The 24,887-nt window shown below is 31.7% G+C and carries 20 protein-coding genes; 19 read left to right on the top strand and 1 reads right to left on the bottom strand.

Features of this window, described 5'->3' with window-relative positions:
* The first annotated feature begins 73 nt into the window (after positions 1-73).
* Together xdhB and xdhC are read left to right on the top strand one after the other, a co-directional pair.
* Positions 74-931 (top strand): xanthine dehydrogenase subunit XdhB, encoded by an 858-nt coding sequence (gene xdhB, locus B2P65_RS08740; RefSeq protein WP_346880008.1) that lies wholly within the window; start codon positions 74-76, stop codon positions 929-931.
* A 14-nt stretch (positions 932-945) separates the two neighbouring features.
* On the top strand, positions 946-1,419 hold the full coding sequence (gene xdhC, locus B2P65_RS08735) for a xanthine dehydrogenase subunit XdhC (RefSeq protein WP_346879198.1): 474 nt from the start codon (positions 946-948) through the stop codon (positions 1,417-1,419).
* A gap of 121 nt (positions 1,420-1,540) precedes the next feature.
* Here the strand turns inward: xdhC and B2P65_RS08730 are convergent, their stop codons facing one another.
* Positions 1,541-2,914, bottom strand: coding sequence for a nucleobase:cation symporter-2 family protein (locus tag B2P65_RS08730; protein WP_346876953.1), 1,374 nt, complete (start codon positions 2,912-2,914; stop codon positions 1,541-1,543).
* Between the two features lie 415 nt (positions 2,915-3,329).
* Here B2P65_RS08730 and ygeW point away from each other — a divergent pair, with 415 nt between their 5' ends.
* The 17 genes from ygeW to B2P65_RS08645 all read left to right on the top strand — a co-directional run bounded on the left by ygeW (position 3,330) and on the right by B2P65_RS08645 (position 24,736).
* On the top strand, positions 3,330-4,526 hold the full coding sequence (ygeW, locus tag B2P65_RS08725; RefSeq protein WP_346846561.1) for a knotted carbamoyltransferase YgeW: 1,197 nt from the start codon (positions 3,330-3,332) through the stop codon (positions 4,524-4,526).
* Positions 4,527-4,612: 86 nt separating this feature from the next.
* Positions 4,613-7,645: a putative selenate reductase subunit YgfK gene (gene ygfK / locus B2P65_RS08720; RefSeq protein ID WP_346880007.1), complete on the top strand. Its 3,033-nt coding sequence runs from the start codon at positions 4,613-4,615 to the stop codon at positions 7,643-7,645.
* 47 nt (positions 7,646-7,692) lie between these two features.
* The gene (gene ssnA / locus B2P65_RS08715; RefSeq protein WP_346846563.1) at positions 7,693-9,021 is read left to right on the top strand and encodes a putative aminohydrolase SsnA; all 1,329 of its coding nucleotides are present in this window, start codon (positions 7,693-7,695) and stop codon (positions 9,019-9,021) included.
* A 16-nt stretch (positions 9,022-9,037) separates the two neighbouring features.
* On the top strand, positions 9,038-9,862 hold the full coding sequence (yqeC, locus tag B2P65_RS08710) for a selenium cofactor biosynthesis protein YqeC (RefSeq protein WP_346880006.1): 825 nt from the start codon (positions 9,038-9,040) through the stop codon (positions 9,860-9,862).
* Between the two features lie 12 nt (positions 9,863-9,874).
* Positions 9,875-10,456 (top strand): molybdenum cofactor cytidylyltransferase, encoded by a 582-nt coding sequence (gene mocA, locus B2P65_RS08705; RefSeq protein WP_346846565.1) that lies wholly within the window; start codon positions 9,875-9,877, stop codon positions 10,454-10,456.
* Between the two features lie 16 nt (positions 10,457-10,472).
* Entirely contained in the window at positions 10,473-11,294 is an 822-nt protein-coding gene (yqeB, locus tag B2P65_RS08700; RefSeq protein WP_346846566.1) for a selenium-dependent molybdenum cofactor biosynthesis protein YqeB, read from the top strand.
* 195 nt (positions 11,295-11,489) lie between these two features.
* Complete coding sequence (locus B2P65_RS08695; RefSeq protein WP_346880005.1) at positions 11,490-12,752, top strand: YgeY family selenium metabolism-linked hydrolase; 1,263 nt, start codon at positions 11,490-11,492, stop codon at positions 12,750-12,752.
* A gap of 78 nt (positions 12,753-12,830) precedes the next feature.
* On the top strand, positions 12,831-14,069 hold the full coding sequence (gene thrC, locus B2P65_RS08690) for a threonine synthase (protein ID WP_346880004.1): 1,239 nt from the start codon (positions 12,831-12,833) through the stop codon (positions 14,067-14,069).
* A 43-nt stretch (positions 14,070-14,112) separates the two neighbouring features.
* On the top strand, positions 14,113-15,591 hold the full coding sequence (locus B2P65_RS08685) for a pyridoxal-phosphate dependent enzyme (protein ID WP_346880003.1): 1,479 nt from the start codon (positions 14,113-14,115) through the stop codon (positions 15,589-15,591).
* 153 nt (positions 15,592-15,744) lie between these two features.
* Positions 15,745-18,384: a selenium-dependent xanthine dehydrogenase gene (gene xdh / locus B2P65_RS08680; RefSeq protein ID WP_346880002.1), complete on the top strand. Its 2,640-nt coding sequence runs from the start codon at positions 15,745-15,747 to the stop codon at positions 18,382-18,384.
* 74 nt (positions 18,385-18,458) lie between these two features.
* On the top strand, positions 18,459-19,739 hold the full coding sequence (guaD, locus tag B2P65_RS08675) for a guanine deaminase (RefSeq protein WP_346880001.1): 1,281 nt from the start codon (positions 18,459-18,461) through the stop codon (positions 19,737-19,739).
* A 57-nt stretch (positions 19,740-19,796) separates the two neighbouring features.
* Entirely contained in the window at positions 19,797-20,381 is a 585-nt protein-coding gene (locus tag B2P65_RS08670) for a TetR/AcrR family transcriptional regulator (protein WP_346880000.1), read from the top strand.
* 133 nt (positions 20,382-20,514) lie between these two features.
* Entirely contained in the window at positions 20,515-21,354 is an 840-nt protein-coding gene (locus tag B2P65_RS08665; RefSeq protein WP_346879999.1) for an FAD binding domain-containing protein, read from the top strand.
* 33 nt (positions 21,355-21,387) lie between these two features.
* Positions 21,388-21,855, top strand: coding sequence for a (2Fe-2S)-binding protein (locus B2P65_RS08660; protein ID WP_414632436.1), 468 nt, complete (start codon positions 21,388-21,390; stop codon positions 21,853-21,855).
* A gap of 13 nt (positions 21,856-21,868) precedes the next feature.
* Positions 21,869-23,116 (top strand): xanthine dehydrogenase family protein molybdopterin-binding subunit, encoded by a 1,248-nt coding sequence (locus B2P65_RS08655; protein WP_346879998.1) that lies wholly within the window; start codon positions 21,869-21,871, stop codon positions 23,114-23,116.
* A gap of 19 nt (positions 23,117-23,135) precedes the next feature.
* The gene (locus B2P65_RS08650; protein WP_346879997.1) at positions 23,136-24,086 is read left to right on the top strand and encodes a xanthine dehydrogenase family protein molybdopterin-binding subunit; all 951 of its coding nucleotides are present in this window, start codon (positions 23,136-23,138) and stop codon (positions 24,084-24,086) included.
* A 107-nt stretch (positions 24,087-24,193) separates the two neighbouring features.
* Entirely contained in the window at positions 24,194-24,736 is a 543-nt protein-coding gene (locus B2P65_RS08645) for an ECF transporter S component (protein ID WP_346879996.1), read from the top strand.
* The last annotated feature ends 151 nt before the right edge of the window (positions 24,737-24,887 follow it).

Below are 24,887 nucleotides of genomic sequence, written 5' to 3'. Positions count from 1 at the left end.
ATAGTTAGTAGACTATATAAATATATAAGGAGGTGAATTTTAGTAGAGTGTTAAATCTCTATTAAAGATAAAAATGTTTGATATTAAGAATATACAAGAGCCTAGAAGTGTAGAAGAGGCAGTAAAAATTCTTCATGAAAATAATAATCTAAAAATAATATCTGGTGGAACTGATGTTTTAATTAAATTGCATCATGGTGATATGGAAGAAGTAGAACTTTTAAGTCTAAAAAATTTAAAAGAATTAGACTTCATAAAGGTTCTAGAAAATGACACCATAGAAATTGGCTCCACTACTTGCTTTACTAATATATATAGAAATAAAATTATAAAAGATTTTATTCCTGCTTTAGGGCAAGGTGCTGTATCTATGGGAGGACCACAAATAAGAAATATGGCCACTATTGGAGGGAATGTATGTAATGGAGCTGTTTCAGCAGATAGTGCACCAAGTTTATTTGCATTTAATGCTAAATTAAGACTTAGAAGTTTTAAGGGGGAGAGAATAGTTCCAATAGAGGAATTCTACGAAGGTCCTGGAAAGGTTAATATAAGAAAAGATGAAATTCTAATAAGCATTTTTATTGAAAAAAAAGACTATGAGGGAGTAAGAGGAACATATATTAAGTATAGTAATCGAAAGGCAATGGATATTTCTATGCTAGGTGTATGCGTTGTAGCTAGTAAGAAGGAAAATAAATTTAAAGATTTAAGAATAGCGTTAGGGGTAGCTGCGCCTACTCCTATAAGATGTAAGGATGCAGAGAAGTATGCCCTTGGTTTAGAATATTCAGAAGAAAATATTAATAATATTGCACAATATGCAGTAAAATCAGCAAGTGCTAGAGACTCATGGAGAGCATCAAAGGCTTATAGGGAGCATTTAATAAAAGAATTAACAGTACGAGGTATTTATGAAGTAACTAAATAAGGTGGGATTTTATTATGATTGATAAGAATTATAAAAAGATATCAGTAAAAGTAAATGGAAAAAATTATAATTTAGAAGTAGATGTACGAGAATCGTTGTTAGATGTATTGAGAAATAGACTTCAATTTACAGGGGTAAAGCAAGGATGTTCAGTTGGAGAATGTGGAGCTTGTACAGTACTAGTGGATGGAATACCTATAGATTCATGTATTTATATGGCTATTTGGGCTGATAAAAAAGAAATTTTAACTATAGAGGGGGTATCAGAAAATGGAAACTTATCAAAGGTGCAAAAGGCATTTATAGAAGAGGGTGCAATTCAATGTGGATTCTGTACTCCAGGATTAGTACTTACAACTACAGCATTGGTAAATAGTGGTAAGGATTATACTGATGAAGAAATAAAAAGAGAAATATCTGGACATTTATGTAGATGTACAGGATATCAAAAAATATTTAATGCTACAAAAAAATCCCTTAAGAAATAAATTGAATAGAAAAAATTCCAGTTGATATTTAGGCTGGAATTTTTTGTGGAAAAATAAGAGATATAAAGAGTCGTGATCAATTTTCTATATCTCTTATATAGATTTGGGGAATACAAAGTAGTTATTTGCTTAAAGACATACCAGATTTAGTTTTAATAACAGGTTTTTGAGACTTATCGCTAGGTAAGATTAAATTTAATATTACAGCAAATATAGTTGCAGTTGTTACACCAGAACCAAAGATTATTTGTAAGGATTCTGGGAACATACTAAGAGCTTCAGGTCTAACAATGACACCTACACCTAAAGCAAAAGATATCCCAATTACAAAAATGTTCCTTCTAGTCATATCAACTTTGCCTAGAATTTTAATACCAGAACAAGCAATAGAACCGAACATAACTATACCAGCAGCTCCAAGAACTGGACTAGGCATAATTGATATTAAAGAAGCAAATTTTGGTATCAGACCCATTATAGATAATATTATTCCAGCTATAATTATAACAAACCTACTAGCAACTCCTGTAACATTTATAAGGCCAGTACATTGGCTAAAGGATGTATTTGCAGTAGAGTTAAAAAATCCAGCTAGAATTGATCCAAGACCATCACAAAGTACACCTCCAGAAAGTTGGTTGTCAGAAACCTCAATTTCACATGCCTCTCCAATAGCTAGAGTATCACCTACAGTTTCTACAGTAGTTGCTAGATAAACAGCTAAAAAACTAATAATCGCTGGTATAGAGAATTTAATTCCGAATTTAAGAGGTCTAGGAATAGAAATCCAGGATGCAGCAGATATTGGAGTAGTGTCTAATAAGTTGAGAGGTATAGCTAATAAATATCCACATAATATACCTATAAATATTGAGCAAGAACTTATAAAAGTATTTTTAGATTGATTGGTAATTATAATAATAATTAGGACAATAGCACCAAGCAATAAAAATTTAGGATCTCCATAGTTTGGGTTTCCAGAGCCTCCAGCTAACCAATCAATTCCAACAGGAATGATAGTGATGCCTATCATAGTAACAACAGTACCAGTAACAAGTGGTGGAAAAATTTTTTTAACATGGTTAATAAAAAAGCTTAGAATTACTTCTAGTAAGGCACCTACCATTGTAGCTGTACATATGGTAGCAATACCTAAAGTCATATTGCCGTTATAAGTGCTACCGATGGCAATAGCCGGACTTACAAAAGCAAAGGATGTACCCATGATAAATGGAAGCTTGCTTCCTATGGGTCCAATACCTTTAGCTTGAATAAGTGTTGTAAGACCAGAAGCAAATAGGGCACATGAAACCAGAAATGATGTATCAGATATTTTTAATCCTAGTGCACCAGCTACTACTAGTGGAACTGCTACTATACCACTGAAACATGCAAAAATTGCTTGAAATGCAAGAATTAAAGTTTGTTTCATAGGTGGTTTGTCATCTAGTTTAATTCTAAGAAGCGATTTCTTTGGAGCGTTAGTTGTTTGCAATTTAATTCCCCCTCTAAATTTATAATTATATCTTATGCATAATGCATGAAGTGCTATAAATATTTTACTAACCAGTTAATATAAAAAATAAAGAAAAAATATATACTTAACTATAGTTTATGAATAAGTATAATAAGGATATGAATAAATATTAAGATAATAAAATAATTTAAGCTTGAAATGAATAAATTTAAATTATTTAAATTTTACCAATCAAGAGGATGAAATGCAATAAATTTACATAAAATAAATAGAATAGAATAGTTTGAATTATCTGATTTGAATATTGACATTAAATGTAATGGGAGTTATAATTTGATTAATTAGTCAGTAAAGGGAAATTATGACGAATTTCAAAAATATAAGTATAAATTTATTTTGGAATAGGAGATTAATAAATTGAGGAGTGGATTTTGTGGAGAATATTAAAACCCTTATGGAGAGACTTAAAAAACTAGATTTCAGGGAGATGTACAATAATGATTTTTTCTTAACATGGGAAAAAAGTAACGAAGAATTAGAATCAGTATTTGTTGTTGCTGATATTCTTCGTACAATGAGAGAAAATAATATATCGACGAAAATATTTGATAGTGGATTAGGTATTTCGGTATTTAGAGACAATTCTACTAGAACTAGATTTAGTTTTGCTAGTGCGTGTAACTTATTAGGGCTAGAGGTACAAGATCTCGATGAAGGAAAATCTCAAATAGCTCATGGAGAAACTGTCCGTGAAACTGCAAATATGATTTCTTTTATGGCAGACATAATTGGAATTAGAGATGATATGTTTATAGGAAAGGGTAATGCTTATATGAAAGAAGTTTCTAATGCTGTTCAGGAAGGTTATGCTGATGAAGTATTAGAACAACGTCCAACTCTGATTAATTTACAATGTGATATAGACCATCCAACTCAATGTATGGCGGATTTATTACACTTGATTCACTATTTTGGTGGAGTGGAAAATTTAAAAGGTAAAAAATTAGCTATGACTTGGGCTTATTCACCTTCTTATGGAAAACCACTCTCGGTTCCGCAAGGAGTTATTGGACTTATGACAAGAATGGGAATGGAAGTTGTATTAGCACATCCAGAAGGATATGATGTACTTCCTGAAGTAGAGGAAGTTGCTAAGGCAAATGTAGAGAAAAATGGTGGAAGCTTTACAAAGACTAATTCTATGAAAGAAGCCTTCGAAAACGCAGATATAGTTTATCCAAAGAGCTGGGCACCATTTGAAGCTATGGAAAAACGTACAGAACTATATTCAAAGAGGGATATAGCAGGTATTGATGAACTTGAAAAAGAATTGTTGAAAGAAAATGCTAGATATAAGGATTGGGAATGCAATGAAAAAATGATGGAGCTTACTAAGGATGGTAAAGCATTATATCTTCATTGTTTACCAGCGGATATAACAGGTGTAAGTTGTGAAATTGGAGAAGTAGGAGAATCTGTATTTAATCGTTACCGTGAATTACTATATCGTGAAGCTGGATATAAACCATATATTATTGCTGCCATGATGTTCTTAAGTAAAGTTAAGGATCCTATATCTGTTTTTGAGAAATTACTGGAAGAAGATAAGCCGAGATTTATAGAAAAATAAAGAGTAAATAGATTAATTAAATTATGTATTTACTTAAGGGTATATAATGCTTTTAAGTAACTTATGAATTATAGGGGGGAGTAAATATGAGTGACAAAATACGCCCAATAAGTTTTGAAAAACTCATTAACTGGATTTTTACTGAACTAAAAACTAAAGATAGTATTTTTGGAATTCATAAAGATAAGTTTTACTATGGAATCCCTAATAACACTATCTCTTTTTTAGGAGAGAAGTTAGGCCTATCAATTGGACCAGCAGCAGGTCCTAGTTCACAATTAGCTCAAAATATTATAGCAGCATATCTTACTGGTAGTAGATTTATTGAGTTAAAGACAGTCCAGATTATTGATGGAGAAGATCTTCCAGTGTTAAAGCCATGTATTAATGCTGAGGATGAATGCTATAACGTAGAGTGGTCTACAGAACTAACTGTAGAAGAAGCTTTTGAGGAATATGTGAAAGCTTGGATTATATTACATGTTTTAATGAAGGAACTTAACTTAAGTGTAGACAGAGACTTTGTTTTTAACATGAGTGTAGGATATGATTTTGATGGAATAAAATCAGATAAAATAGATTCCTACATAGAAAATTTGAAAAATTCACAAAATACAAAAATATGGAAGGAATCTATTCAAGTGTTGGAGAATAATATAGAAAAATTTTATAGATTTTCAATTGAAGATTTATATAAAATTCCTTCAAGGGTGTGCAATTCAATTACCCTATCAACTCTACATGGATGTCCTCCACAAGAAATAGAAAGAATTGCTATTTATTTATTAAAAGAAAAACATCTTCATACCTTTGTAAAGATGAATCCTACATTGCTTGGTGAAGCATTTGTAAGAAAAATTCTTAATAAAATGGGTTATGAATATATAAAACTAAATTCACATCATTTTAAAAATGATCTGCAATACAATGATGGAATAAAAATGATAAAAAAATTAAAAGCCGTAGCTGAAATGGAAAGTATGGAGATTGGAGTAAAACTTACAAATACTCTTCCAGTAAGGATATTAAATGAAGAACTACCAGGAGAAGAGATGTACATGTCAGGTAGATCTTTATATCCTTTAGCTATTAATTTGGCAAGTAATCTTTCAGAGGAATTTGAAGGGAAATTATATATTTCATATTCTGGTGGAGCTGAATTCTTTAATGTAGATAAGATATTTAAAACAGGAATATGTCCAATAACTTTTGCTACTACAATATTAAAACCAGGTGGTTATGAAAGAGTTAAACAGATAGCTGAAAAGGTAGAACCACTTATTTCTAATAGAAAGTCAACAATTGACATGCAATTGCTAAAAATATTAGCAAAGGAATCAATTGATGATAAGCATCACCTTAAGAAAGCAAGGGTAGTTAAAAGTAGAAAACTATATAAGGACTTACCAATATATGATTGTACAATTGCACCTTGTAGTGAAGGCTGTCCAATTGAACAACAGATTCCAAAGTATATAGAGCTTGTGGGAGAAGGAAAATATGATGAAGCTTTTCAAGTAATAGTTAGAGATAATGCAGCCCCAGCTATAACAGGAACTTTATGTAATCATAACTGTCAAAATAAATGTACTAGACTAGATTATGATAGTTCCTTAGAAATTAGAAGAATGAAAAAAATAGCTGTGGATAATGCTGAAGAATTATATATAAAGAATATAAAGCCATGCGCAATTAAAAGTCATAAAAAGGTAGCTATCATAGGAGCTGGGGTAGCAGGTTTATCTACAGCGATGTACCTTAGAAGAAATGGTATTAGTGTAGAAGTATTTGAAAAAAGAGATAAACCATATGGGATTATAAATTATGTAATTCCAAGTTTTAGAATAAATAATTTAGCTTTAGAACAGGATTTTAAAATGGTAAAAAGCCATGGAGTTAAGATAAATTTTAATGTAGCTGAACAGGTTGATCTAAATGTTCTAAGGAAAAATTTTCATTATGTTGTCCTAGCAACTGGAGCTTGGAAGCCAGCAAGTATTTCACTTAAAAGAGGTACTGATAAAGTCTTAAATGCTATTGAATTCTTAGAGGATTTTAAAGAAAACAGTGAGGATATAAAACTAGGAACCCATGTATGTGTTATTGGTGGAGGGGACGTAGCCATGGATGTATCTCGTGCTGCCAAAAGAGTTAATGGAGTTGAAAAGGTAACTATTATATATAGGAGAACTAAAGATTTAATGCCTGCTAGTAGAGAAGAAATTAAATTAGCTATTGAAGAAGGTATTGAATTTAAAGAGTTATTATCCCCTGTAGCGTTAGAAGATAATATTCTTGTTTGTGAAAGAATGATTTTAGGAGAACAAGATAAATCAGGTAGAAAAAGTCCAATTTCCTTAGGAAAATATGAAAGTATAAATGCAACTACAGTTATAGCAGCTGTTGGAGAAAAAATAGATTCAAAATTATTTAAAAGTCTTGGTATAGATATAAATTCTAAAGAACTTCCTGAAGTAAACAGTAAATGTGAAACTAATATATCTAACGTATATATAGCCGGAGATGCTAAAAGTGGTCCAGGTACTATAGTAGAAGCATTGTCTCATGGGAAAATTATAACTAGGGACATTTTAAAAAAAGAAAATATGCCTTGTGATCTCATTAGGGCTGAGGAAAATACTTGTGGATATGAACTTAAGAAATCTTATGAAAGAAAAGGTGTACTACTTGAATCAATACCTTCTAAGGAAGAGGCTATAAGATGTCTTAAATGCAATAATATTTGTGAAATATGCGTAGATGTTTGTCCTAATAGAGCAAATGCGTTTATCCATATTAAAGAAGGTCCTATAGTAGGTCATCAAATTATACATTTAGATGGTATGTGTAATGAATGCGGAAATTGTAGAGTATTTTGTCCATATAAAGGTAATCCTTACAAAGATAAAATTACTATATTTTGGAGTGAGGAAGATTTTGAAAACAGTAGCAATTCAGGTTTCTGTGTAATAGATTCTATTAAAGGTATTTTTAAAGTTAGGGATGAAAAAGGTGAAATTTATAATTGGTGTATTGAAGAAAATAACTCAGAATCAATCTCCAAGGAAATGAAATCTATTATTAAAACTTGTGTAAACAGGTATGAATATATAATCTAGAGGTATATAAATACGGTTATAATATTTAATCTATAGGGGGAGTGTGAATGCTACTAGTAGGTAATGGGATAGTTGTAACCAGAGATGATTTAAACACAATTATAGATGATGGATGTATAGTTATAGAAAAAGATAAAATTGTAGAAGTAGGAATTACAAAAAATTTAAAAGAAAAATATCTAGACTATAAATTCATTGATGCAAGAGGGAAATTAATAATGCCAGGTTTTATAAATACACATATGCATTATTACAGTACCTTTGCTAGAGGAATTGCTAATGATAGTCCTCCAGCAAAATGTTTTTTAGATATATTGAAGGGATTATGGTGGAGATTAGACAAAAAGTTAACTCTAGAGGATGTATATTATAGTGCAATAGTTCCAATGATAGATCAAATTAAGAATGGTGTAACAACTTCCTTTGATCATCATTCCAGTCCAGATGGTTTAAGGGGGAGTTTATTTACTATTGCAGATGCAGCTAAGGAAGTAGGTATTAGAAGTAACCTGAGTTATGAAACTTCTGATAGAGATGGAGAGAACGTAATAAAACAAAGTATTGAAGAAAATATTGAATTTATAAAGTATTGTAATAGAGAAAAGAATGATATGATAAAAGGATTATTTGGACTTCATGCATCCATGACTATTAGTGAAAATACTGTAGAGAGATGCCTAACAGCCATAGAGGGTTTAAATACAGGATTCCATGTACACTGTGCTGAAGGAATTGAAGATGTACAAGATTCTATGGAAAAGTATGGTGTAGGCGTAATTGAAAGATGGTATAAAAGAGGTGTTCTTTCTGATAAAACTATGGCTATTCATTGTGTACACATAACTGATGAGGAAATGGATATGCTGAAAGAAAAGAATTCCATAGTAGTTAATAATCCTCAATCTAATATGGGAAATGCAGTGGGAACATCGCAAATCTTAAAAATGGCTAAAAAACAAATATTGTTGGGGTTAGGAACAGATGGATACACCTCTGATATTTTAGAGTCTTATAAAACCGGAAGTACTATTCAAAGGCATGAAGCTAAAGACTCAACAGTAGCTTGGGTAGAATTACCACAAATGCTTTTCAAAGGAAATAGAGTTATAACTGAAAGATTTATAGATAATTCCATAGGAATTATAAAAGAAGGTGCATTAGCTGACGTTATAATTGTTGACTATAATTCTCCAACACCTATATATAAAGATAATATAGATAGTCACATTCTATTTGGAATAAGTGGGAGACATGTTGAAACCACTATTGTAAATGGGAAGATTATAATGATGAATAGAAAACTGGTTAATTTAGATGAGGAAAGAATTAGGGCTAGAAGTAGAGAACTAGCAACTGAGGTTTGGAAGAGGTTTTAAAAAGGAGTGAAAAAGGGTGGACATTTTAAATGTTCTTACTGTTAATAAAGGAGAAAAAATATCTATAGTAGGAGCTGGAGGAAAGACCACTCTTATGTTTATCCTAGCAGAAGAGTTGAAAAAAAGAGGAAGAGTTCTTATAACAACAACAACTAAAATATATCTACCTAAAAGAAATCAATACAATTGTTTAATTCTAAAGGACAGCTTTGGAGCTTATATTAATGAAGAAAGTAAGTATATTCTAAATGGAAATATAGTATGTGTATACTGTGGAAATATAAGTAAAACAAAGGAACCAGATAGTGAAATTCATGTTTATGGTTCTAGTGTTAATGGAGAAAATAAAGTCATTGGAATTGATGATAAAAGTATTTCTAATATACTTAACAATTATGATTATATTTTAATAGAATCTGATGGAGCAAAAGAAAAAGCTTTAAAAGCTTGGAAGGAAGATGAGCCAGTAGTAAGTAATTTTACTAGTACAACAATAGGAGTTTTAAGCGGAGAAGCCTTAAATTTAAAAATCCATGATGGAAATATTCATAGGATTGATGAGTTTTTAAAACTTATAAATAAAAGTGTAGGAGATAGTATAAATGAAGAAGATTTGCTAGCTTTAATATTTAAGAAAGAAGGATTATTTAAAAGCTCCAAAGGTAGAAGAATTTTATTTATAAATAAGGTAGAAGAAGAGGACTTTAAGAAGTTAGAAAATCTAATAGAATATATAACAGTAAAAAATAAAGAATTAAAGTTATTAGACGGAATACTTATTGGAAGTTTATTAAATAAAACATATAGGGTTATATATGAAGAATCTACAGAAAAGCTTTAAGGGGGATTCAATGTGGTAACTGGGATTGTTATGGCATCAGGCCGTAGTACTAGGATGGGAAGGTATAAATTACTATTAAAGTATAAGGGTAAATATCTAATAGAATATGTTTTAGATGCAGTAAGTAAAAGTAATTTAGAAGATAAAATTGTAGTAACTGGCAATGAAACAATAGCAGAGTTAGCTCAGACTAGAGATTTAAAAGTAGTTAAAAACTCCCAGACATATATGGGACAAAGTCAATCTATAAAACTTGGGTTGAAAGCTGCATCTAAAATATCTGGATATGCTTTTATTACAGGGGATCAACCTTTTTTAAATGAGAGTCTTATAAATAAACTTATCGAAAAATTTGAAAAAAATCAAGATAAGTTTATTGTACCAATTTATAAAGGTAGAAGAGGAAATCCTGTAATATTTCCATGGAAGTATCGAAATGAGCTTTTAGCACTTAATGGAGATTTGGGCGGAAAAACTATTTTAAAAAATCATGAGGATAATATATTTTTTGTGGAAGTAGACGAAGAATATTTTCTTTGGGATATTGATACAGAAAAGGATTATATAGAATTATTACAATCAAATTATCATTAAGCAAGGGGACGATTTGGTGATAAATAATAGAATAATTGTAAGAGGTGGAGGCGATATTGCCTCAGGTACTATACAAAAACTTCATAGAAGTGGATTTAAAGTTCTAGTACTTGAGATAGAGATACCTTCTAGTATTAGAAGAAATGTATCTTTTAGTGAGGCAGTATTTGATGGTGAAACAACAATTGAAGGTATGAAGGGTGTTCTTGTTAGAACCTATGATGAAATACTAGAAGCTTGGGATATGGGATATATTCCGGTAGCTGTTGATAGATATGGAAAGCTCATTGAAACGGTTAGGCCTATTGCTGTAGTTGATGCAATTTTAGCGAAAAAAAATATAGGTACCACTATAGATATGGCACCTATAACCATTGCATTAGGTCCTGGATTTAAAGCAGGTATAGATGTAAATGTAGTAATAGAGACAATGAGAGGACATAGTTTGGGAAGATTAATATTTGATGGATATGCTTTAGAGGATACAGGAGTACCAGGATCTATATGTGGTTATGCAAAGGAAAGAGTAATTTATAGTTCTTATGAAGGAAAAATTAAGAATATAAGACAAATAGGAGATATAGTTAAATCTAATGAAACTATAGCACTAATAGATGATTTAGAAGTAAAAGCTAAAATTGATGGAGTGCTAAGAGGCATTATTAGAGATAACACTTATGTTACAAAGGGGTTAAAAATTGCAGATGTAGATCCAAGGCATGATGAGATCAGTAATTGCAATACTATTTCTGATAAGTCAAGAACTATAGGTGGATCAGTTCTAGAAGGAATATTATACTTTCAATCTATTAAACCCTTTTTATCTGTAGCAAACTAAATAAAATTTTCTAGTTTATTGGTATTACTAAACTTATTTAGTAATACCAATAAATTAGATTATAATGCAGGTTAATTGTATTGAATTATATAGGTTTTTATTTGAATTAACTAATTAATTAGTTAGTAAGTATTTAAATTATTGAAATAATGGTTGAAAAATAAAATATATTTATATTTAAAGGGGGATTTAAATATGTCAGAAATTACATGCCAAGAAGAAATACTGAAGTTAGCAAAAAACTATAAGGCTGATATGACAAGGTTCTTAAGAGACATGATAGCTATTCCTAGTGAAAGTTGTGATGAAAAGAGAGTAGTTTTAAGAATCAAAGAGGAAATGGAAAAAGTAGGTTTTCACAAAGTAGAAATAGACAAGATGGGAAATATACTAGGTTATATAGGACATGGCAAACATGTAATTGCTATGGATGCTCATATTGATACTGTTGGAATTGGAGATATAAATAATTGGACTAATGATCCATATGAGGGTTATGAAGATGATGAAGTTATTTATGGTAGAGGTGGTTCTGATCAAGAAGGTGGAATGGCTTCAATGGTTTATGCAGGTAAGATAATCAAAGATTTAAATTTAGAAGATGATTACACGCTAATAGTTACAGGTACTGTACAGGAAGAAGATTGTGATGGATTATGCTGGCAATATATTATAAATGAAGACAAGATAAAACCAGAATTTGTAGTAATAACTGAACCAACTTCAACTAATATTTATAGAGGGCACAGAGGGCGAATGGAAATAAAAGTGACAACTCATGGAATTAGTTGTCATGGTTCAGCACCAGAAAGAGGAGATAATGCGATATTCAAAATGGGTCCTATTCTTAATGAATTAAAAGAGTTAAATAAAAGATTAATAGATGATCCATTCTTAGGAAAAGGAACTTTAACAGTTTCAGAAATATTCTTTTCTTCACCTTCTAGATGTGCAGTAGCTGATGGTTGTACTGTTTCCATAGACAGAAGACTTACTAATGGGGAGACTTGGGAATACGCTTTAGATCAAATAAGAGAATTACCTTCAGTAAAAGAGGCTAAGGCTAAAGTAGAAATGTATACCTATGAAAGACCTGCCTATACAGGACTTATCTATCCAACAGAGTGCTATTTTCCAACTTGGGTTCTTGAAGAATCACATCCAGCTTGTAAAACTTTAATAGATTCTTATAAAGGGTTGTTTAAGGAAGATCCATTAGTAGATAAGTGGACATTTTCGACTAATGCAGTATCTATAATGGGAAGGTATGGTATACCTTGTGTTGGCTTTGGTCCAGGCCATGAAGATCAAGCTCATGCACCAAATGAATTAACCTGGAAAGATGAACTTGTAAAATGTGCAGCTATGTATGCTTTAATTCCAATTACCTACGTAAAAGAATACTGTAAGTTCGACGAAGTAGAAGGAGTTTCATTTAAAACAACTTCAAATCTATGATTTGGTTAGTCGCACTTACTCATTCGGCGAAGGAGAAAGGATTTTTAGAGGTTAAGTCAATAAAACTGAGGTGGGATTATGGAAAAAGTTGAGGGATTAGTATGTTCTAAATGTGGTAAGAAAGTTGGAGAAGAAGTAATGTATCACTGCCCAGACTGTGGCATAGAAGGAACACTAGATGTAGTTTATAATATGGACTTAGTTAAAAGGGAATTAACTAAGGAACATCTAAAGGGAAATGAAGATAAGAATGTTTGGAGATATATTCCTATTCTTCCTCTGGAATCTAGAGAAGGTATGGCACCTTTACAAATAGGAGGAACACCACTTTATAAAGCCAATAGATTAGAAAAGTTATTAAATATAAAGAATGTATATGTAAAGGATGAAGGTAGGAATCCTACAGCATCTTTTAAGGATAGAGCTACAGCTATTGGTGTGGCCAAAGCAATAGAACTAAAAAAAGATATTATGTGTGCAGCATCTACAGGCAATGCAGCTTCTTCTCTTTCAGGATTTGCAGCATGTATGGGAATAAAAAACTATATATTTGTTCCTAAAAACATTCCAGAGGCAAAACTAACACAGCTTCTAGTATTTGGAAGTGATGTAATTTTAGTAGATGGTGATTATGATGTAGCATTTGGATTTTGTTTAGAAGCTGTGAATCATTTTGGTTGGTATAACAGAAGTTGTGCCATAAATCCTTACTTAGCAGAAGGGAAAAAAACTGCTGCTTTTGAAATATGCGAGCAATTAAACTTTAAGGTGCCAGACAAAGTAATTATGTCTGTGGGGGATGGATGTTCCATATCTAGTGTATGGAAAGGGTTTAAGGAATTTTATGAACTAGGTTTAATAGATCGGCTTCCAACAATGGTATCAGTACAAGCAGAAGGAGCTAATCCAGTTAATAGAGCTTATAGAAATGGAATAAGAGCATTTAGTTATATACCACCAGTAACTATTGCAGATAGTATATCTGTAGGCGTTCCGAGAAATGGATATAAAGCTTTAAATGCTCTTGAGGAAAGCAATGGGATTGCTATTGATGTCAGTGATGAAGAAATTTTAAGTGCAATAACAACATTAGCAAGGCAGACTGGAGTATTTGGGGAACCAGCAGGAGTAACTAGTTTTGCTGGACTTAAAAAATTAGTTGAACTAGACCAAATAAGAGAAGATGAAACGGTGATTATTGTAGTTTCTGGTAGTGGTCTTAAGGATATAAAATCAGCTCAACAAGCAGTTAATAAGCCAGAATTAATAAAGCCGGATATGAATAAATTGATTGAATATTTAAAATGTTTGTCCTAAATGATAATGAATTCCTTTATAAAGATTTTGAGGAGGATATAAAATGCATAAATTAATAGATTTAGAAGTTAATGAGGATCAAATTCTAAAAACAGCAGAGAGTGCAAAAGAGAGAAATATAATTATTCCTACTATTGCTCAAATGAAGGATCCAAATAAAATACCAGAAGAGATTAAAAATAAACTTGCCGAAACTGGCCTTTGGGATATTGATCCAATCAACTTATTTAGAATATCTTGGTATAATCAGCCAATTAAAGAAGGCGGTTTATATAACACATTACCCAATTATATAGAAATACCACAAGAAATATCAGGAGTTAAAGCTAGGATTTTTGCTATGTCAGGAAAGTTTTTTCCTATAGGAGCTCATAAAGTTGGAGCAAGTTATGCTTGTCTTGTACCAAGACTAGTAACAGGGCAATTTGATCCAAAGTTTCATGAAGCTGTTTGGCCATCAACTGGAAATTACTGCCGAGGAGGGGCTTATAACTCAACATTACTAGGGTGTAAATCAATCGCTATTCTACCTGAGAATATGAGTAAAGAGCGTTTTAATTGGCTAAAGAGTATAGCTGGAGAAGTAATTGCAACTCCAGGATGTGAAAGTAATGTTAAAGAGATCTATGATAAGACTTGGGAACTCAGAAGAACTAGGGATAATGTTGTTATATTTAATCAATTTGGCGAACTTGGAAATCATCTTTGGCATTATGAAGTAACTGGTAATGCCATGGTTTCCATAATAGAACATGAAAAAGGCGATAATGGAAAAGTAGCTGGTATTTGCTTAACTTCAGGTTCAGCAGGTACCTTAGGAAGCGGAGATTTCATTAAAGATAAATATCCAGGAGCTAAACTTGCTGTTGGGGAAGCCCTTCAATGTCCAACACTTTTAAATAATGGTTTTGGTGATCATAGAATTGAAGGTATAGGAGATAAGCATGTACCTTGGATTCATAATGTAAAAAATACAGATATGGTTATCGCTATAGATGACAATGATAGCTTAGCTATGTTTAGACTATTCAATGAACCGGTTGGTCAACAATATTTAAGATCCATTGGAGTGTCAGAAGAGGTTATAGAAAAGCTTACATGGATAGGTATTTCTGGAGCAGCCAATATAATATCTGCAATAAAATTTGCAAAGTACTATGAGCTTGATGAAAATGATATGGTATTAACTGTTCTTACAGACTCAGCAGAAATGTATCAATCTAGACTTGAAGAGATGAGAAAAGATAGAGGTCATGAATATGAAGAAAAGGATGCTATGGTTGATTATAACAGAAGTATTATAGGTATAAGAACAGATTCTATGGAAGAACTAACTTATGCGGCTAAGAAGAGAATTCACAATTTAAAATATTATACATGGATAGAACAACAGCAATATGAATTAAATGAATTAAATGCTCAATGGTATGACTATGATAATTATTGGGGAAGACTTCATAAAATGGCACCAGAATTAGATAAATTAATAGGAGAATTTAACGAAAAAGTTAAGAATTTATAGGAAATAAAAGTAAATTTTATAGCCTTGTAATCAAGTATACATTATAATTAAAATATGCTAGGACCCTGAGTATATATTATATTTGAGGGGTCCTATTCAGCTATATAATATGTTGGTGAGTTTATACATTAGTAAATTATTAGGAGGAAATTTATGTATGAGTTTGTGCTAAACGGAAAAAATATTTCATTTGAAGAAAATATGAACTTGCTTGAATACTTAAGGGAAGAAGCAAATTTAACATCAGTTAAAAATGGGTGTGGAGAAGGTGCTTGTGGAGCTTGTATGGTTTTAATAAATGGAGTTCAAGGAAGGGCGTGCATAAATACTCTTAAAAAAATTAATGGTAAAGAAGTACAAACTGTTGAGGGTTTATCAGAATTCGAAAAACAAGTATTTTCATGGTCTTTTTCAAAGGTTGGTGCAGTTCAGTGTGGATTTTGTATTCCAGGCATGGTGATTAGTGCTAAGGGATTATTTAATAGAAATTTAAATCCATCTAAAGATGAGATAAAAGCTGCTATTAAAGGAAATGTATGCAGATGTACAGGATATGTAAAGATAATAGAAGCAATTGAATTAGCAGCACAAGTTTTTCGGCAAGGAAAATTAAATTTTGATTTAGAACGAAATGGTTCTATAGGAAAATCGTTAACAAGAATTGATGCTATGGATAAAATTTTGGGAACTGCTATATATGTTGATGATATGAAGGTTGATGGGCTTGCATATGGTTCCGCATTAAGAACAAAATATCCAAGAGCACTGGTTAAAAAAATTAATATAGATAAAGCTCTAAATCATCCTAATGTTATAACCATTTTAACAGCAAAGGATATACCTGGGAATAGATATATTGGACATATTTCAAAGGATTGGCCAGCTTTAATAGCAGTGGGAGAAGAAACTAGATACGTGGGAGATGCTATAGCACTAGTGGCTGCAAAATCAAAAAAGGCTTTAACGGAAATTTTACAGCTTATAGAAGTAGAATATGAAGAGCTTGTACCACTAACGAAACCTGAAGTGGCTATGAGATATGATGCTCCAAGAATTCATCCTGAAGGAAATATATATAGAAATGAAAGAGTTAGAAGAGGTAATATTGAGGATGCATTAAAAAACTCTAAATATATAGTTACTAATTCTTATTCAACTCCATTCACAGAGCATGCTTTTTTGGAACCGGAAAGTGCTTTGGCAATGCCGGATGGAGATGGAGTGCTAGTTTATACTGGCTCCCAAGGAATTTATGATGAGCAAAGAGAAATATCAGAACTATTAGGGCTGCCTAAGAAAAAAATAAGGTGTATTAGTAAATATGTTGGAGGTGGCTTTGGTGGAAAAGAGGATATGAGTGTTCAACATCATGCAGCTTTACTAGCATATATTATAAAAATGCCTGTGAAGATTACTTTAAGTAGGAAAGAAAGCATAATGATTCACCCCAAAAGACATGCTATGGAAATTGAAGTAACTACAGCATGTGATGAAGAAGGAAAATTAACAGCTTTTATAGCTAATATAGTTGCCGATACTGGAGCATATGCATCTTTAGGAGGACCAGTATTACAAAGGGCATGTACCCATGCAGCAGGACCATACAGATGTGATAATGTTGATATCACTGGCACAGCAGTTTATACTAATAATCCACCAGCAGGAGCTTTTAGAGGATTTGGGGTAACTCAATCTGTATTTGCAGGGGAATGTAACTTAAATCTTTTAGCCGAAAAGGTTGGCATATCAAGCTGGGAAATTAGATATAGAAATGCTGTAGAACCAGGAGATATACTAACTAATGGTCAGATAGCTGATTCAGGTACAGCAATTAAAGAAACGTTACTAGCTGTAAAGGATGAATATTATGGAAATGAAATTGTAGGAATTGCGTGCTGTATGAAAAATAGTGGAATAGGGGTTGGACTTCCTGATATAGGTAGGTGTAACCTAGTCATAAAAGATGGAGTTATTAATGTGAGAACTAGTGCAGCTTGTATAGGTCAGGGCATAGGTACTATAATGACACAGATAATTTGTGAAATTACTGGATTATCACCCAATAAAGTTGCAATAGGTTTTCCTGATACCTTTGATTCACCTAATTCAGGAACAACTACAGCTTCAAGACAGACTTTGTTTACAGGAGAGGCTGTTAGGATTGCTACGATGAAGTTTATGGAAGAAGTGATGAAGCAATACAGTGAAGAAAAATTAATAAACCATGAAAAAGAAAGTTGCATAGAGCGTAGTATAATTAGAAAGTGGCTCTTAAATAATACAGACAAGGTTTTGAATTTATTAAATGATAGAGAATTTTACGGAGAATACAGGGGAGTAACAGACCCTATAAATTCTCCAAAGGAAAATCCTGTTAGTCATGTAGCCTATGGGTATGCAACACAACTTGCAATACTTGATAAAAATGGTAAACTTAAAGAGATAGTTGCTGCTCATGATGTGGGAAGAGCAATTAATCCTATAAACGTTGAAGGACAAATTGAGGGGGGAGTTGTTATGAGTTTAGGATATGCTTTAACAGAGGATTATCCACTTAATAATTGCATACCTATAGCTAAATTTGGAACTTTAGGTTTATTTAGAGCTCCAGCAGTTCCTAAGATATTACCTATAATAATAGAAAAGAATACTAGTGATTTAGCCTATGGGGCAAAAGGGATAGGAGAAATAACATCTATCCCAACAGCGCCGGCAATTCAAGGAGCTTACTATATGCTAGATCATAAATTCCGAACTACTTTACCTCTAGAAGATACATTTTATAAGAAATAAGAAGAAAAAGAGTTCACTAGGTAGAAAGATTAAATTATAGTTTGAATATGATAATTTAATTAAGGAGGAATGTGATGAGCCAGATTAAAGCAATAAAAGGAAACATTATTTTTACCCAAAACTTTGGAGAATATGAAATAATCGAAAATGGGTATGTGGTACTAGTGAATAAGATAATAAAGGGAGTATATGAAGTATTACCAGAAGAACTTAAAAACGCATCAGTAATAGATTATGGAGATAAATTAATTATTCCTGGTTTTGTTGATTTGCACCTTCATGGACCTCAATTTCCTAATTTAGGGTTAGGATTAGACAAGGAATTAATGCCATGGTTAGAGACATATACTTTTCCAGAAGAAGAAAAGTACTGGGATACAACCTATGCAAAAGATGTATACACTAGTTTAGTAAGGGAACTTTGGAAAAATGGAACTACTAGAAGTTGTATATTTGCCACAGTACATCTAGATTCAACAAAGCTCTTAATGGATATCTTAAACCATTCAGGACTCGGTGCTTATGTAGGAAAGGTAAATATGGATAGAAATTGTCCGGAATTTTTAAGAGAAGATTCAGTGAAATCTATTGAAGATACGGAAAACTTTATAAATGAATATGGGGATAAGTATGAACGTGTAAAACCAATTATAACTCCTAGATTTGTCCCAACTTGTACTACGAAATTATTAAGAGGATTAGGTGACTTAGCTGAAAAATATAAAATACCAGTACAGTCACACTTAAGTGAAAATAAAGATGAAATAGAATTTGTAAAATCCTTGCATCCAGAGTATAAAAATTATGCCAGTATTTATAAAGATGCAGGGCTTCTTGGTAATCAACCAACAATTATGGCTCACTGCGTATTACTTGAAGATGAAGAAATAGAAATGCTTAGGCAAAATAAAGTGTTTGTAGCTCATAGTCCAAATTCAAACTCCAATTTAGCAAGTGGTATAGCTCCAATTAGAAAATTTATAAATGAAGGAATACCAATTGGACTTGCTTCTGACATATCAGGAGGACATAGCTTGTCTATGTGCAACGTAATGGTAGACAGTGCACAAGCATCAAACATTAAATGGCTTGAAAGTGGTAAAAAAGAAGCACCACTAAATACAGCTGAATTGTTTTATTTAGCGACTAAGGGAAGTGGAAGTTTCTTTGGAAAGGTTGGTAGCTTTGAAAAAGGTTACGAATTTGATGCATTAGTTATAGATGATAGTTCATTAAAAAGTTTCAAAAAACTATCAATACAAGAAAGATTACAAAAATTTATTTACACAGGAAATCCTAAGAATATCATTAAAAGGTATGTGGCTGGAAAAATTATAGATGAGCCATATAGGTAAATTAAAAACTATATACTTTTAGATGAAATTAGGGTTAAGTGAGAAAGAAGGTTAATTATGGAAAAAGATGTGGATAAGAGGATACTTAAAGCGGCACTTGAAGTAGTATCTAAGGAAAAAATTAGTGGAACTCGTATGCATATAATTGCTAAGGAGGCTAATATGAGCCAAGCTAACCTACACTATCACTTCTCTACTAAGAATGATATTATGGTAGCATTACTTAATAGCATACAAGAGGAGTTTTCTAAGGGTCGTAAGAATTATATAGATACTGAAGCTAAAACTGTTACTGAAAATATTCAAGGGTTCTTTGAACAGAAAAAAGATGATATTTTAATAAATAAAAAGATGGAATATGCCCAAATTGATTATTGGGTTCAAGGAACTGTAAATGAAGAGATAAGGACTATATTTCAAAATACCTTTAATATCTGGAGAAAGAGTATAGAAGAGACTTTTTCTAAAGAAGAACAAGAAGGAATTGATGATAAAACTATGAGAAATATTCCTTTTGTAATGGTATCCTTAATGTTAGGGGCTTCATTACAGTACTTAATCGACGAAGGGAAATTTGATTTAGATGATTATTTTCAAGTTGCAGAAGAGATGATATTAACGGCATGCAACAAAACAAAATAAAATAATATCATTACAGTAAAATAAGTCTTCTATATATTTAATATAGAAGATTTTTTTAAAAAATTATATGTAATAAATTTGAATAAAATGAATAAATTGAATAAATATATATGAATGGGGGTATAGCGTAAAAGTGTTGAAAATTTACAGTCCTAAAACTATAGAAGAAGTTAAAGAATATATGAAAGATCATTCTAATTTTAAACTGTTAGCTGGGGGCACAGACTTAGTTCTAGACTTTAAAAGAAATAAAGTAAAGTGTGAATCCATAGTTTCCTTAGGAAAAATTTCAGAATTAAAAAAAATAGTAGATGATGAGGATGAAATATATATTGGGGCTATGGTGACTTTTAGTGATTTAATTGAAAATAATATTATAAATAATTACTGTAATTTACTTTTAAATTGTAGTATGTCTATGGGATCACCACAAATTAGAAATGTAGCCACTGTTGGAGGTAACATTGCTAATGGAGGATCAGCAGCTGATATAATACCTTGTATAATTAGTTTAGGAGGAATATTACTTATAGAATCTGAAGAAGCAATAAGAAGAGTAAGTTGTGAAGAATATTTTGAAAATTATAAAGAAGAGGGATTAAAAGAAAATGAAATATTAACTCATATTATTATACCTAAAACACAAAATATAAGTGGCTATTACAAGTTAGGTAAAAGAAATTCTTTAGCCATTTCAAGAGTAAGTGCTGCTGTAAATTTAGAAATAAAAAAAGATAGGATTTGTGCTATAAATATATGTCTTGGAGCAGTTGGAAGATATCCCTTTAGGGCTAAAGAGTTAGAAGAAAGGTCTTTGGGAAAAGATATTAAATGGCTATATTCTGAAGAAGCTTTAGAATATTTAGAAGGTATAGTAGAGAAAAGCATTGAGGGTAGGAAAACTATGCCTTTTAAAAGGGAGGCAACTAAAGGTGTATTTAAAAGAGCCTTAGATAACGCTTTACAGAAGTAGATATAATTTTAAATTATAGAAAAGAGGTATATTGTGGTAGAAGTAAATATAAAAATAAATGGAATTAAATATAAAAGAAATATAAATAGTATGATGAGACTAATAGATTTTATAAGGGACGAAATTAAGCTAAAAGGAACAAAGGAAGGGTGTGGAGAAGGAGAGTGTGGTGCTTGCACTGTTATTCTAGATGGTAAAACTGTGAATTCTTGCCTTTTGCTAGCGGCAACTTTAGATGGCTGCGAAATAATTACTATAGAAGGTATTAGTAATAACGGAATACATCCCATTCAAGAAGCTTTTATGGAGGTAGGAGCAGTTCAATGCGGATATTGTACTCCAGGAATGATACTAAGTGCTAAAGCTATACTAGATAAAAACATAGATGCAACTGAAGAGGAAATAAGGGAAAGTATTTCAGGAAATCTTTGCAGGTGTACAGGTTATGACAAAATAGTTCAAGGTATAATTTTAGCTCAAAGGAAGTTGAAAAATAATTAGAGGAGAGGTTGCAATGGAGTCTGTTGGAAGAGGACTTATAAGGCCAGATGTATACAATAAAGTACTAGGTAAATCAATTTATCCTGACGATTTAGAATTTGAAGATATGTTATATGCTGGAGTAAAAAGAAGTACAATTCCCTATGGAAAAGTTAAAAATATAAATATGGAAGAAATAAGAGCTATGGAAGATGTGGAAATGGTCATAGATTATACTATGATACCAGGAGCTATAAGTCATGGTGTTGTATTTAAGGATATTCCTACTCTTGTGAAAGATATAATTAAAAGAGTAGGGGATCCCATAATTATAATAGTTTCTAAAAATAAGGAAGCTTTAAAAGACGCTTTAAATAATGTGAAAATAGAGTATGAAGAGTTTAAGGGCATTTTTAATATTGAAGATGCTTTAAAAGAAGATGCTCCAATTTTAGGTGAAGGAAGTAATTTACTTTATGATTTAAAGATAAAAAAAGGAAATATTGATGATGGATTTGAGGAAGCTAAATATATAGTAGAGAACTGGTATAAAACTCCTATGGTAGAACATGCTTTTCTACAGCCTGAGGCATCTGTAAGCAGAGTTGATGAAGAGGGAGTGGTAGAAGTATATGTTGCAACTCAATATCCACATTATGATAGAGAAGAGGTAGCTAGATGCTTAAATATTGAGGAAGAAAAGGTTAGAATTAGAAATATGACTATTGGTGGAGCCTTTGGAGGTAGAGAAGATATTAATCCACAATGTCACGCCGCAATTGCAGCTTATTTGACTGAAAAACCAGTTAAGGTAGTTTATGATAGAGAAGAATCTACTATATCCCATAGTAAAAGACACCCTATGAAAATTTTTTTGAAAACAGGGGTGAGAGAAGATGGTAAACTTTGTGCATTAAAAGCTAGAATCTATGGAGATACTGGTGCATATGCTTCATGGGGGATAAATGTATTAAGAAAGGCCGCAGTACATGCTACTGGTCCATATAATATACAAAATGTAGATATAAGAGCCATGGCTGTATATACCAATAATCCATATAGTGGGGCAATGAGAGGATTTGGAGCAACACAATGTCCTATTGCTACAGAAAGTCAGATGGATATGTTAGCTGAAAAGATTGGGATTCACCCACTAAAATTTAGATATATAAATGCTTTTAAAGTAGGAGATAAAACTGCTACAGGTCAAGTGTTAAAATCAAGTGTAGGTCTTAAAAAATGTATAGAAAAGCTTGCAGACCTAGATGGAGTAGAAATTTAAAAGAAGGTGTGAAATTGATATGAAGAACCGTGGTGTAGGGTATGCTACTATATTTTATGGTACTGGGTATGGAAATGGGTTTCCTGATGAATCAAGAGCAACGGCAGAACTTATGGAAGATGGTGAAATTGTAGTATATGTGGAAGTTTCAGATGTAGGTTCTGGTGGTATAAGTGTGATGTGGCAAATTGCTACAGAAACATTAAATATAGATAAAAATCTAATTAAAGTAATGTATGATAACACTAGCTTTGTAAAAGATAGTGGTACTGCAGCAGCAAGTAGACAAACTTACAATACAGGAAATGCTGTATATGATGCTTGTAAAAAACTTAGAAGTAATTTAAATAAAGGTTTAAGTAGATCAAACGATAACTGTATTAATAAAGAAGAAATAAAGCTCCTTTATAAGCAAATGAAAGAAAAGGGAATTCCGGTAAAGACAGAAGGTTATTTTAAAGCAGAAACTTCACAAATTGATATGGAAACTGGTGAAGGTAATCCTTATTGGCCTTATACCTTTGGAGCACAAAAAGTTACTATTGAAGTAGATGATGAAACTGGCAAGGTTGATATAATTGAAGTTATAGCTGTAAATGACGCAGGAAAAATAATAAATCCAGCTTCGGCAGAAGGTCAGGCACAAGGCGGAGTTGCCATGGGAATAGGTTATGCACTTATGGAAGAAATAGAAATAGAAAAAGGTTCTATAAAAAATAGAAATTTTTCAAATTATATAATACCAACCAGTAAAGATGTACCACATATAGATACTTATTTTGTGGAGGAATTTGAGGAATCAGGTCCTTATGGAGCTAAAGGAATAGGAGAGCCTGTAATGATACCTACAGCTCCAGCTATATTAAATGCCATATATGATGCAGTAGGAGTTAGAATGTATAGCATACCTGTAACATGTGATAAGTTATTATTAGCGTTAAAAGAAAAAAAAGGTCAAATTTATAACTGATTTAAATAGAAAGTATCCATTGTTTTTTTATAATGGATACTTTCTATTTACAACTGTAACTTTATGATATATACTAATGTATATACAGTACAGGTAGGAGGATAAAAATGAAAACAAATCTAAAAAAGATGGTAATTAGTTCATTATTAATAGCTATGTCTATTATAATACCAGTAATATTTGGGCCTTTTCTTAAGGTATATATACCACCATTCTCTGCAACTTTGGCATCACACGTACCTATGTTTATTGCTATGTTCTTAGGACCTTTTGAGGCTGCAGTAGTTGGAATTGGTTCAGTGGTAGGTTTTTTATTTGCTATAGGAGATCCAATTGTGGCAATGAGAGCATCATCTCATATAGTAGTAGGATACATTGGAGCTAAAATGATTATGAAAAAAATGTCTTATGGTAAAGTTGTAGCTTTTACAGCACCAATACATGGAGTTTTTGAAGGATTAGTAGTACTTATATTTACAGGTAATATAGTATTATCAATTGTTGTAACAGGAATAGGAACTATAATTCATCACGTTGTAGATGGTTTAATTTCTCTTCCAATTATTAGAATAATACAAAAAGGATTAGGAATTAATTTATCTACTATAGGTGAAAAAAAGAAAGAAGAGCCTGAAGATGTAGCGGTATAACACATTTCTTATAGTTTTATTTTATGAAAGTTATATTTTTTAGGATAAATTTGATTAGCGATATAGTATAAAGTCCCTATAAATATTAAATATTAAGTAAAAACCTTTAGATAATAATAGTATCTAGAGGTTTTTATTTCTTTCTCGATTA

Origin of the sequence: Clostridium sp. UBA3061, from assembly GCF_002367465.1 — a bacterium.
Taxonomy (GTDB): domain Bacteria; phylum Bacillota; class Clostridia; order Clostridiales; family Clostridiaceae; genus Clostridium_J; species Clostridium_J sulfidigenes.
The sequence above is the reverse complement of the archived record's forward strand: the minus strand, read 5'-3'. Positions and strand labels throughout refer to the sequence as shown.